Origin of the sequence: Flavobacterium sp., assembly GCF_029242675.1 — a bacterium.
Taxonomy (GTDB): domain Bacteria; phylum Bacteroidota; class Bacteroidia; order Flavobacteriales; family Flavobacteriaceae; genus Flavobacterium.
Map to the genome: position 1 here is coordinate 1 of NZ_JAQWTM010000203.1, position 12,146 is coordinate 12,146.

At 31.3% G+C, this 12,146-nt stretch carries 12 protein-coding genes; 4 read left to right on the plus strand and 8 right to left on the minus strand.

The window, feature by feature from the left end:
• Together P8M54_RS07720 and cydB are read left to right on the plus strand one after the other, a co-directional pair.
• A partial coding sequence (locus tag P8M54_RS07720) for a cytochrome ubiquinol oxidase subunit I (RefSeq protein ID WP_300286899.1) occupies positions 1–556 on the plus strand: 556 nt, incomplete at its 5' end.
• 20 nt (positions 557–576) lie between these two features.
• A complete protein-coding gene (gene cydB / locus P8M54_RS07725) occupies positions 577–1,614 on the plus strand; it encodes a cytochrome d ubiquinol oxidase subunit II (RefSeq protein WP_300286901.1) in 1,038 nt (345 codons plus the stop codon).
• Between the two features lie 2 nt (positions 1,615–1,616).
• On the opposite strand, the gene P8M54_RS07730 is transcribed toward cydB, so the two are convergent.
• From P8M54_RS07730 to P8M54_RS07745, 4 genes are read right to left on the minus strand one after another with little or no spacing between them, the layout of a single operon-like run.
• Positions 1,617–2,069: an isoprenylcysteine carboxylmethyltransferase family protein gene (locus tag P8M54_RS07730; protein ID WP_300286903.1), complete on the minus strand. Its 453-nt coding sequence runs from the start codon at positions 2,067–2,069 to the stop codon at positions 1,617–1,619.
• Complete coding sequence (locus P8M54_RS07735; protein WP_300286905.1) at positions 2,066–2,716, minus strand: carbonic anhydrase; 651 nt, start codon at positions 2,714–2,716, stop codon at positions 2,066–2,068. Before P8M54_RS07735 ends, P8M54_RS07730 begins: the two co-directional genes overlap by 4 nt.
• Before the next feature lie 11 nt (positions 2,717–2,727).
• Entirely contained in the window at positions 2,728–4,308 is a 1,581-nt protein-coding gene (locus tag P8M54_RS07740) for an NADP-dependent glyceraldehyde-3-phosphate dehydrogenase (protein WP_300286907.1), read from the minus strand.
• A 27-nt stretch (positions 4,309–4,335) separates the two neighbouring features.
• Positions 4,336–5,319, minus strand: coding sequence for a DUF3365 domain-containing protein (locus P8M54_RS07745; protein WP_300286910.1), 984 nt, complete (start codon positions 5,317–5,319; stop codon positions 4,336–4,338).
• Between the two features lie 233 nt (positions 5,320–5,552).
• On the opposite strand from P8M54_RS07745, the gene P8M54_RS07750 reads away from it, so the two are divergent.
• Both P8M54_RS07750 and P8M54_RS07755 read left to right on the plus strand, forming a co-directional pair.
• Entirely contained in the window at positions 5,553–6,197 is a 645-nt protein-coding gene (locus P8M54_RS07750) for a peroxiredoxin (RefSeq protein ID WP_300286912.1), read from the plus strand.
• Positions 6,198–6,422: 225 nt separating this feature from the next.
• Positions 6,423–7,835: an MBL fold metallo-hydrolase gene (locus P8M54_RS07755; RefSeq protein WP_300286914.1), complete on the plus strand. Its 1,413-nt coding sequence runs from the start codon at positions 6,423–6,425 to the stop codon at positions 7,833–7,835.
• Positions 7,836–7,902: 67 nt separating this feature from the next.
• Here P8M54_RS07755 and P8M54_RS07760 read toward each other — a convergent pair whose 3' ends face one another.
• From P8M54_RS07760 to P8M54_RS07775, 4 genes are all read right to left on the minus strand, one after another.
• Entirely contained in the window at positions 7,903–9,165 is a 1,263-nt protein-coding gene (locus tag P8M54_RS07760; protein WP_300286916.1) for a M20/M25/M40 family metallo-hydrolase, read from the minus strand.
• Positions 9,166–9,274: 109 nt separating this feature from the next.
• Positions 9,275–9,949: an ABC transporter ATP-binding protein gene (locus P8M54_RS07765; protein ID WP_300286918.1), complete on the minus strand. Its 675-nt coding sequence runs from the start codon at positions 9,947–9,949 to the stop codon at positions 9,275–9,277.
• Positions 9,950–9,951: 2 nt separating this feature from the next.
• Positions 9,952–11,175, minus strand: coding sequence for an FtsX-like permease family protein (locus tag P8M54_RS07770; RefSeq protein WP_300286920.1), 1,224 nt, complete (start codon positions 11,173–11,175; stop codon positions 9,952–9,954).
• 3 nt (positions 11,176–11,178) lie between these two features.
• Positions 11,179–12,146 (minus strand): efflux RND transporter periplasmic adaptor subunit (locus P8M54_RS07775; RefSeq protein ID WP_300286922.1); only part of this gene is annotated, 968 nt, incomplete at its 5' end.

A 12,146-nucleotide genomic window follows, 5' to 3' on the forward strand; every position in this document is an offset into this window, starting at 1 on the left:
AGCAGATCTATACCTATTTGGATATGTTGATAAAGAGAAACAAGAAGTTACTGGATTAAAAATTCCTGGTGGTTTGTCTTTTTTGGTACATCAAGATTTTAAAGCACCAATTGTTGGATTAAATAGTTTCCCTAAAGAAGATAGACCAAGCCAAATCAACGCCGTTTTTCAGTTTTATCATATAATGATTGCTATCGGAATGACTTTAATCGGATTAACATTATTTGCTTGTTATATGTGGTGGCGCAAAAAACTATTTAATACAAAATGGCTTTTATGGATATTTTCATTTTCTGTTTTTTTACCTCAAATAGCCAATCAAGTGGGCTGGTTTGCTGCCGAAATGGGAAGACAACCTTGGGTAGTTTATGGACATTTGCGAACAAGTGATGCTTTTTCCCAAGAAGTTTCAGCCAATCAAATTGTATTTTCATTAATAATGTTCACAGTTGTTTATGCACTTTTATTGGTTCTGTTTATTTATATGGTCAATAAAAAAATAAAACACGGACCTTATGATGAAATCAACGAACCAGTAAATTTTCAATCGTTCTAAAAAACTTAAAATCATTAATTATGGAATATTTTTTAGGAATTGACTATCCAACCTTATGGTATTTGGTTATAGGTCTTTTATTTTCTGGTTATGCCATTTTGGAGGGATTTGATTTTGGTGCTGGTGCTTGGCATTTATTTTTTCAAAAAGATTTAAGCCGCAGAATCGCTATTAATGCCATCGCTCCTGTTTGGGATGCCAATCAAGTTTGGTTAGTTATTGGTGGTGGCGCATTGTTTGCGGGTTTCCCAGTAATGTATGCTACAATGTTGTCAGCAATGTATGTTCCGTTTATGCTGTTTTTAATGTTCAACGTACTTCGAGCTGCTGCAATAAAATTTAGAAGTGCTGAAGAAATGTTGTGGTGGCGAAAAACTTGGGATATTGTGTATAGCGTTTCTAGTATTATGATTGCTTTTTTATTAGGCGTTGTTCTCGGAAACATTTTGCAGGGTTTCCCATTAGGCGAAAATCATAGTTATAAAGGTGGTGTATTTTTCTCTTTTTTAAATCCGTATGCAATAATGACTGGTTTTACAACTTTAGCATTATTTATGACACAAGGTGCCATTTATCTTTTATTAAAAACGGAAGGTAGATTACACGCAAGATTAACTTTTTTATTGCGAAGAGGAATGATATTTTTTATCATAACTTTCGGAATAATGACACTTTACACATTAGTTTTTATACCAAAAGTAACCGAAAATTTTAGAGCCAATCCTATTTATTTTATTGTACCAATTTTGTCTTTTTTTGCAGTGGCAAATGTACCGAGATTGGTTTCTAAAAAACGATATATGCTGGCTTTAGTATTTTCATCAATTACAATGATGTTTTTATTAATGCTGGTAGCAATTCAACTTTATCCAACATTACTAATTTCAACAATAGATCCAAAATATAATGTAACGATATACAACGCTGCATCTTCTCAAAAATCATTGGGAATAATGCTCACTATTGTAGTTATAGGAACGCCACTATTAGCAGGATATTTTTACTTTTTGTATAGCACTTTTAATGGAAAGGTGAAATTGGACGATACGAGTTATTAATGCTAAAAAAATCTAACAAAAAATTTCCCTGTTTTACGTTTATAAAAAATGTATTCAGGGAATTTCTTTATTAATTGATTTTCTTCATAGTCAGTTTTAATATAAAAAAGCAACATCAACAGCCCAGTAATACACAATTTATAAATAGAATTTTGATAAACACTATATCCCATCAACATAAAAATTATTCCTGTGTAAATGGGATGACGAACATATTTGAAAAGTCCATTTTCTAATAAAACAGCATTTTCTTTTGGAGTTGGAAAAGGAGAAATATTTTTGTTGAGTTGTAAAACGGCAAGTAATGCTATTAAAAATCCTATAATTGAAAAGGATAAACCTATTGTTTTAAAAAAATAAGAAAACCCCAAAGACCAATCAAAATCTATTGTATAAAAACCAAACAATACAAACTGAATACTGACCAATATAAGGTCTTTGAGATGAATTTTCATAAATGAGTGACTTTTCCGTTTGCTACATTATACAAAAGAGAAACTATTTTAACTTTATTTTCCTTAATTAGTTTATCTTCTGTCAATTGTTTAACTGAATGTAATGCATTAGCTTTTATGCAATTAATTAAATAATCTTTAGATTTCACATCTAATTTTTTAATTTCATTTTCATTGTCAATTTGAGATATAATATCATCAATATGCGACTTATGTTCTTTGTAATGTTTATTATCATCACTTACAAATGCTTTAACGGCACCACAATCGGTATGACCAAGAACAACTATTAATTTTACGTTTAAATGTTCAACTGCATATTCAATAGTTCCATAATCAATATCAGAAATTAAATTTCCTGCATTTTTTACAATAAATAAATCGCCAATTCCCTGGTCAAAAATTATATCAGGATCAACACGACTATCAGAACAAGTTAAAACCACCGCAAATGGATTTTGCTTTTTTCTGGTTTTAGTAACAGCTTCTAAATTATGATGAATATTTAATGCTTTTCCATCGGTGAAACGCAAATTACCACTAAGTAGTTTATCTATTGGTTTTTCGCTACTATTAATTACTTCATTTTCTTTATGACAACTACTTAAAATTATCAAACTTAGAGCTAAAAGGATATTTTTTTTCATTTAAATAATATTTACAAAATATAGTCGGTATTGATAAAATTTGACTGTTTGCTGTTAAGCAATTCTTGCAAAATTTCATTGTTATAATCATTGTCTTTCGATGCAACAAAAGTTCGTATTGAAAAAGCTCGTAAAGCATCGTGAATACTCAATGTTCCAACAGCCGAGTTTTTTCGACCCGTAAACGGAAAAACATCTGGACCACGTTGGCAAGAACTATTTAAGTTAACACGACAAACTAAATTGACCAATGTATCGATTAATGGAGCAATTGTTTTTATGTCTTTTCCGAATAAACTCACCTGCTGTCCATAATCAGATGCCGCCATATCATCTAAAGGTTCTTGAATATCTTTGAAAGTAATTATAGGTACAATAGGTCCAAATTGCTCTTCTTGATACACTCGCATCTCTTTATTTACTGGATAAATTACAGCAGGAAATATAAAATTATCTATTGTTTCGCCACCTTTTTTATTGATTACTGTTGCACCTTTGCTTATAGCATCGTCAATTAATTCTTGTATGTAAGCTGGTTTATCTTTTTCGGGCAAGGGTGTTAAAAAAACTCCTGTTTCCCAAGGATTTCCAAACAGTAACTTATCTACTTTTTGGGTAAATTTTTCATTGAATTTTTCAACTATATCTTCGTGAACATATAAAATTTTCAAAGCAGTACAACGTTGTCCATTAAATGATAATGAACCAGCAACACATTCAGAAAGTACCAAATCTAAATTAGCGTCAGGTAATATTATAGCTGGATTTTTGGCTTCTAACCCTAATATAAGTCGTAATTTATTTTTGTTAGGATGCAAATCTTGTAAGGCAGTTGCTGATTTACTATTTCCTATTAATGCCAATACTGAAACCCTTCCGGATTTCATTATTGGCGAAGCAACTTCACGACCACGACCATATAAAATATTGATTACTCCTTTTGGGAAACTGCTCTGGAAAGCTTCTAGTAATGGAGAAAGACATAGAACACCGTGTTTTGCAGGTTTAAATATTACAGGATTTCCCATAATTAATGCAGGAACTAGCAAAGTAAAAGTTTCATTTAGCGGATAATTATAAGGACCAAGACATAAAACAACTCCTAGCGAACTCCGTCTAATCATAGCGTTTATTCCTTGCACTTTAGAAAACTTTGCTGCACGGCTATTTAATTCTTTATAACTTGCAATAGTATCATAAATATATTCAACAGTTCTATCAAATTCTTTTTCACTATCAGGTAGTGATTTACCTATTTCCCACATCAAAAGTTTTACAACCTCGTCTCGTGTATGTTTCATTTGATAAACAAAATCTTCCATACATTTAATTCTGTCAGAAACTTTCATTGTAGGCCAAATACCTTGTCCGTTCGCATAGGATTTATCGGCAGCATCAACTGCTTCCATAGCTTGCACTTCGGTCATAAATGGAATAGTACCAAGTAATGTTGGTGCATAATCGGTTGTTGATGATATGGTTGAATATACATTTGATGTTTCGCCTGTCCATTTTTTTAACTCTCCATCAACAAGATAGGTATCTTGAATAAGTGGACTTGTAATTTGATATTCGGTTGGTATAATTTTCATTTGTTTTTTTTGTTATAAGTGAAACATCTATTTTTTATTAAAAGTTATACTCCACATACCTCTAACTTGATTTTCTGAATATCCTATGGCTAAATCTTTAGGATACAATTTTAAAGTTTTTGCACGAACTTCGGGTTTTAAATTTTCAGTTGTACCGTGGCATTGCAAACACATTGTATTGGTAGGAATTGGGTAATAAAACTGTACTTTATTTCCTTTTTCAATTACAACTGGTTTTGGTTCTTTGTTGGCAACCAAATCAGCTTTGAATTGTTCTATATAGTGAAGTTCTTCAGCATTGGCTTTATTTTTAGGATTTCTATTTTTGTCAGATACACGTTTTATAGTTGCATTATATTTTGTCGCCATACTATCGGTAAGCGGCATTGCTTTTATATTACAAAACTCTAAAGCGTTAAGAGTTCCTTTTTTTTGTATGGCACTCATTAGATTTTTACCCAATATTTTTTTGGTCGACAAGGCATAATTCATACCTATTTCTTCAATATTTTTTACTTTATTCTCAACAATTGCACCTTTGCCAGATTGTTGCCATTTACCGTTTCCTTCACTTTCCCAATGTTTTGCAAACCAACTTGGTTCTTCTATTTGATAATCATATATATAATCCGCTATTTTTGTTATAGTTTCTTCTGGAAATTGTTGTTTTGGCATCACTCCAAAACGTTTTACAGCACCATACATTTGAGCATTATCTTTGGTTGGGTTTTCTACAAATGATTTAAAATGTTTTATAAACTCCTCTTTAGTAGTTTCATTGGTTATATAATGCGCTTTTATTGCAACCATTGGCGGAGCAATTCTACCTTCGTCTTGTGGTGCCGCTGGACTATGACAAGTGTAACAATTGGTTTCCATTAACTTTTTACCTTCAAGATTTTCAGAAACCACATTTTCCTCTTCGATAGTAGTTGGTACATAGTTTTCTTTTTTCTTATTACAAGAAAAAAGTAGTAACACCAACACACTTATGAACATAATTTTTTTCACAGTCTTTTATTTTAAGTTCTCAAACTTATTTATAAACAATTGTAATCATTGTAACTTTTATCACAGAAAGAGGTTTTTTTAAAAAATAAATTTTTCAAATACATTTATAGTTAAAAACTATTAATATTTAAAATGTGATATTTTTTTTCTATGTAATGTGATAAATATCACAAAAGAGAACTTTTATCTAAGCTAAATTTGTATCAGTAAAATAATAATCAAATAATATAACAATGGAAGAAAAAGTAATTTTAATGCCAAGAATTGGCGATATGGCTCCAGACTTTGAAGCTGGAACTACAACTGGAAAACTAAAATTTTCAGAATACAATAAAGGAAGTTGGGTAGTATTCTTTTCACATCCTGCCGATTTTACACCGGTATGCACAACCGAAATGAGTGGTTTTGCACTTGAAAAAGAGTTCTTTGCAAATCACAACACAAAATTAATGGGATTGAGTATCGACAGTATTCATTCTCACATTGCGTGGGTAAATGCAGTTCAAGAAAAAACTGGGGTATTATTTGAATTTCCGATAGTTGCCGACATTACTATGGAAGTTTCAAAATTATATGGAATGCTACAACCAGGAGAAAGCGAAACAGCAGCAGTAAGAGCCGTTTTTATAATGGATCCAGAAGGAAAAGTAAGACTGATAATGTACTATCCGTTGAATGTAGGTAGAAATATGGCAGAGATTAAAAGAACTGTATTAGCACTTCAAACTTCAGACGAACATAAATGTGCAATGCCACTAGATTGGCAACCTGGAGATAAAGTAATTGTTCCAGCTCCAAAAACAATTGAAGCATTAGCCGAAAGAAAGAAAAGTGATTTAGAAATGGTAGATTGGTATTTAGCTAAAAAATCAATTTAACATACTATTCAAAATTATTCAAAACCATTCTTTAACTAGGATGGTTTTTTTATGTTTTATAAATAAAATATACTCATCTAATATACTCTGTGACATTTGTCACATACTGTATTTACTGATAAAAAAGTTATTTTCTAATGATAATTGTCATATTCAATACAATTTGTTGTACATAATTTTGTTATTCAAAACATTAAAAAAGTTATAATTTTAAAAATCTTACTTATGAAAATCGAACAAATTTACACAGGATGTATTGCTCACGCAGCTTATTATATTGAAAACAATGGAGAAGCTGCAATTTTTGACCCACTACGTGAAGTGCAACCTTATATCGATAGAGCGTTTAAGGATAATGCAAAAATAAAATATGTATTTCTTACACATTTTCACGCCGATTTTGTTTCTGGTCATTTAGATTTAGCGAGTAAGACCAATGCTAAAATTGTTTATGGTCCAACAGCTAAACCAGCTTATGAAATTATTTCAGCAACCGATGGTCAACTATTTGAAATTGGAAACTATAAAGTAAAAGTCATTCATACTCCTGGGCATACTATGGAAAGCACCACTTTTATGCTTATTGACGAAAACGGAAAAGAAAACGGAATTATTACAGGAGATACTCTATTTATTGGCGATGTTGGGCGTCCAGATTTAGCACAACACGTTGTTGCCGACTTAACCCAAGATAAATTAGCACGGCATTTATACCATTCTTTAAGAGAAAAAATAATGCCTTTATCGGATGATTTAATTGTATATCCAAATCACGGTGCCGGTTCTGCTTGTGGCAAAATGATGAGCAAAGAAACCACAGATACTTTGGGTAATCAAAAGCGTACTAACTATGCTTTGCAACCAATGACAGAAGATGAGTTTGTAACATCCGTATTAACGGGCTTAACGAATCCGCCAGCTTATTTTCCTGCTAATGTTTTAATGAATATTAAAGGATATGAAAGTTTAGATGCAGTAATGAAGAAAGCAAAAACACCACTAAATACAACAGAATTTGAAGTTGCTGCTAACGAAACTAGAGCTTTAATTCTCGATACTCGTGATGCCTCTGAATTTGCAAAAGGATTTATTCCAAACAGCATTAATATTGGTTTAGATGGCAGTTTTGCAATGTGGGTTGGCGAAATGATAACTGATATTAAACAAGAAATACTTTTAGTTACCGAAGTCGGAAAAGAAGAAGAAAGTATGATACGACTTTCAAGAATTGGATATGACAATACCATCGGATATCTGAATGGAGGATTTGCATCTTGGAAAAATGAAGGATTTGAAATGGATACCGTTAACAGAATTATTGCCGAGGAACTTGAAAAAACAATCAATTTCGATGAAACACTACTATTTGATGTTAGGAAAAAAAGCGAATTCTTATCAGAACATTTAATTGGAGCTATTAACGTTCCTTTAAATGAAATTAATAGTCATTTAGCTGAATTTCCAAAAGACAAAAAATTTATTTTGCATTGCGCTGGTGGTTATCGTAGTATGATTGCGGCATCTATATTAAAACAACGTGGTTGGGATAACTTTGTTGATGTGATTGGAGGTTTTGCAGAAATTAAAAATACTTCTCTTTTAAAATCCGATTACATTTGCCCTACTACTTTATTGTAAAAATTCTAAATTAACCTTAAATTTGAAAACAGATAGGAATGAAAAGTGTCCTATCTGTTTTTTTTTTTTAGAACTTTACTTTCACAATTAGTACTTGCCCATCTCTAATAACTGTCAGCGCTTTTTCGTCTCCAGAGTTTATTTTCGCAAGACATTCCATATAAGTGTATACTTCTTTTATAATGCATTCATCTATTTTTGTGATAATATCGCCTATCTTAATTCCAGCTAGTTGTGCAGGTCGATTTTCGATTACTCCATCAACATGAAGTCCGTCTCCGTGCTCTGAATAATCAGGCATAATCCCTAAAGTTACTTTGTATTTAGGTACATTTTTTTTGGCATTAATTTTGGTTTTGGCAAACACAATTATGTCTAATTCACTAATGGAATAAGCAGTTCTAAATACATAGTTTACAATATTTTCTACGCCGCTATAATTAATTTTATCCTCGTCATCACTAGGTTTATGATAATCCGAATGCGTGCCAGTAAAGAAAAATAATACCGGAATATCTTTTAAATAAAACGATGTGTGATCCGATGGTCCAATACCCGAGATTTCCTGCGTTATAGTAAATCCAGAAGGTTTACCACTCTCAATAATTTCAGGGAAAGAAGGACATGTCCCTGTTCCACCAACAACCATTGATTTTTCATCATTTAACCTTCCTATCATATCCAAATTAATCATTGCTTCCACATTTGGATATAACACTTTAAGATTGGAAGCCATCTGTTTTGACCCTATCAATCCATCCTCTTCACCAGAGAATAAGGCAAATATATAGTTTGCTTTTTCTTTGATTTTATTTTGAGAAAACATCCTGGCTAATTCTAAAACTCCCGAAACACCAGAAGCGTTATCATCTGCACCGTTATGAATCTCTCCTTCAGAATTCATTTTAGTTGAATGATGATGCTCGTTTAAACCCAAATGGTCATAATGTGCCCCAATAATTAATGTTCTTTTGGCCCCATTATCTAAATACCCGATGACATTATTTCCCGTATTTGGTATTCCCATAGAAATAGTATCATGAGGATTTAAACGAACGGTGTAATTAAAACTTTGAATGAAATTGGTATCATAGGGTTTTAATCCTAATTTTTCAAATTCAGAAATCAAATACTTCGCAGCTTCTGTTTCTTCCTTTGAACCAGTTAACCTTCCTTTCAAATCATCTGAAGCTAAATATAAAATATGCTTTTTTAGATTAACAGGATTACATTGATCATTAGCTATTGGCTGTTGTTGATAGCTTTCCTGTGTATATACAGAAAATGAAGAAAGGGTCAGCATTGTGATTAATAAATTGTATAAGCGCATAATAACTAAGTTTTATTTTTCTTAAAGACCCAATAATGTCCAAAGAGTAATTTTACATTCAATTTGATAAAGCTAATTCATGATTACAGTAGTCATATCTATTAGACTTTTATTTTAAAATCTCGCCGTCTTTCATTTCAATAATTCTATCACTTTTGTGAGCAAAATCCTCATCGTGAGTAACAGCAATAATGGTTTGTCCATAATTATGAGTCAATTCTTGAAAAATATCAAATACAATATTGGTGTTTTTACTGTCGAGATTTCCTGTTGGTTCGTCTCCCATAATAATTAAAGGATCGTTTATTAATGCTCTTGCAATAGCAACACGCTGTTGTTGTCCACCAGAAAGTTTACTTGCAGGTTTTAGGGCTTGATCTTGCAATCCAAGAATTTCTAATTTGTTATAGGCACGTTCTTCTATTTCCTTTTCAGATAATTTACCTAATTTTAATGCTGGAATCATCACATTTCGCAAACACGAAAATTCGGCCAATAAATAATGAAACTGAAAAACAAAACCGATTTTTTCATTTCGTAATTCAGCTAATTGGTCTTTTGTTAAACCTGTGGTCAATTGATTATCAATATATAAATTACCATTATAATCAGTATCCATCGTAGAAAGAATATACAATAAAGTAGATTTCCCACTACCAGATTTTCCTATCATTGATAAAAATTCACCTTTTTGCACTTCAAAATGTATGTTTTTCAACACTTGAAATTCAGTTGGATCGTGGAAAAATTTATCTATATTTTCTGTTTTTAATATTGTGTTCATTTTTATTTTCTTAAAATATCAACAGGGTCAACATTTGCTGCTTTTTTGGCTGGAATATAACCTGCAAAAAAGGTTATTATTAAACCAATAACTATTCCTTGTACAAATTTTTGAGGTTCATAATCTATCGGAAAATAACCTATGTCTCCACCAAGATACACTCTTTTTAGAATTGTGATTAAAATAGTTGCCATTATTACACCGCCAATTACACCCATTATTCCTATTGAAATAGCTTGTGTTACAAAAATTCTAATCACATCTTTACCTTTAAAACCCATTGCTTTTAGTATGGCAATATCATTTATTTTTTGAGAAACCGTCATATTCAAAATATTATAAATTCCGAAACCCGCCACTAATAAAATAGTTAGCGAAACGAAAGTGATAATCATTTTTCGCATTTTGTTGGTTGCCATTATGGTTTTGTTGGCTTGTTTCCAACCTTCGGCTTTGTAGCCAGTTATTTGCGTTAGTTTTGTGGCTACTTTTTCAGCAATTTCGGGGTCTGTTACATTTACATTTATATCAGTTATAAAAGAGTTTCCTTCTTTCAATAATTGTTGCGATGCCGATAAATTGATATATGATTTTGTTTTGTCTGTAACCGAATTATTGGTTTTAAAAATACCAACTACTTTAAATGTGCGGTTTATTCCTTTGGAAGAAGTTAAATTTAAATTATCACTAACTACCAAATTCATTTTTTCTGAAATGCCACTTCCAATTACAATTCCGTTAGGATTGGATTTTAACAAATCGAAATTCCCGTCTACCATAAACGATTTTATATTATACATTAAATTGGCTTCATCGGGTTTTATTCCAACAGTTAAACCCGAAATTTGCGATTTTCCATTATTGTAAAAAACACTTGTATTTACTTGTGGCGTTACAACAGTTACTTCTTTTTGTCTCAAAATCGTTTCAATAATCGAATTTGGATTTATGATTACACTATTTATAGGAACAATTTTTGGATTGATAATAATAGATTTACTATCGTTTTCATTGATTAAAGGTTTGCTAATTTCATCGTCTTTATACACTCTAATATGAGCGGTGTTTCTAAAAATAGATTTGTTAGAACTTTTATCAAAACCAACCAACAAACTATTCATAAAAATATAGACCGACATTCCCAACAATACACCCAAAACAGCGACAGCAGTAAGTTTTTTGTTAGAAAAAATATAGGTTTTTGCAATGGTATTATTTATGTTCATTGCTTATAATTTTAAAGGTAATAAAACATCATTTTTACTAATACCACTCAACACTTCCACATATTCGGTTGATACAATTCCTGTTTTTATGATTACGTATTCGTCTTTGCCTTTTACATTAACTTTATTACCAAAACCAACATAATTCCTTGGAATTAGTAAGGCATTTTTCTTTTCTCCAACTAAAATATTGGCTTCTAATTGTGTTCCAAAAAGAGAACTTGTTATCGGTTTATCAAAAATAACTTTGCAAATAAAGGATTGTGTTTGTTGGTCGAAAGCTGATAAAATTTCAGATATTTTTCCATTATAAACAATGTCTTTATTACTATTTAATCGCACAAAAACATTTTGACCAAGTTTCACTTTGCCAATACTATTTTCGTCAACATTTAATACGGCTTCTACTTTTTGCGCATTTGCAATAGTGGCTATAACTTCGCCTTTACGAACATAATCGCCATTGTTTTTAAGTTTTTTAATCACCGTTCCACTTTCTGTAACTAGTATCGCATTGTAATTTTGAACAACTTGATTATTTTTTACTTGTCCTTTAATTGTTATTTGTTGTTGTTTGGCTTGTTGCAAAATTTGGCTTGCTTGTTTTTTTAAAGCATTTAAGTTTGACAATGAATTTTTAGCATTCAATTGTATATTTTCATATTCAACTTTGGCAATACTTTGACTTTCGTATAACCTTTTATAACGTTCTTCTTGCGTTTTATCTTGACTGTATTTACTTTCAGCAAACTGAATGTTTTGTTGTAACTGTTGCAATGCTGGCGAATTATCTGTCAAGTTTTCATTAGAAATCACCAATTGTTCTTGGGCTGTTTGCGTATTTATTTGATTGGTAGCGTTATCAATAGTTGCAATAACTTTTCCTTTGTTTACAGCATTGCCTACGTCAAAATTTGCATTTTGCAAAACACCTTCAGTTTGAGCCGTAAGATTATAAGAATCATCCCATT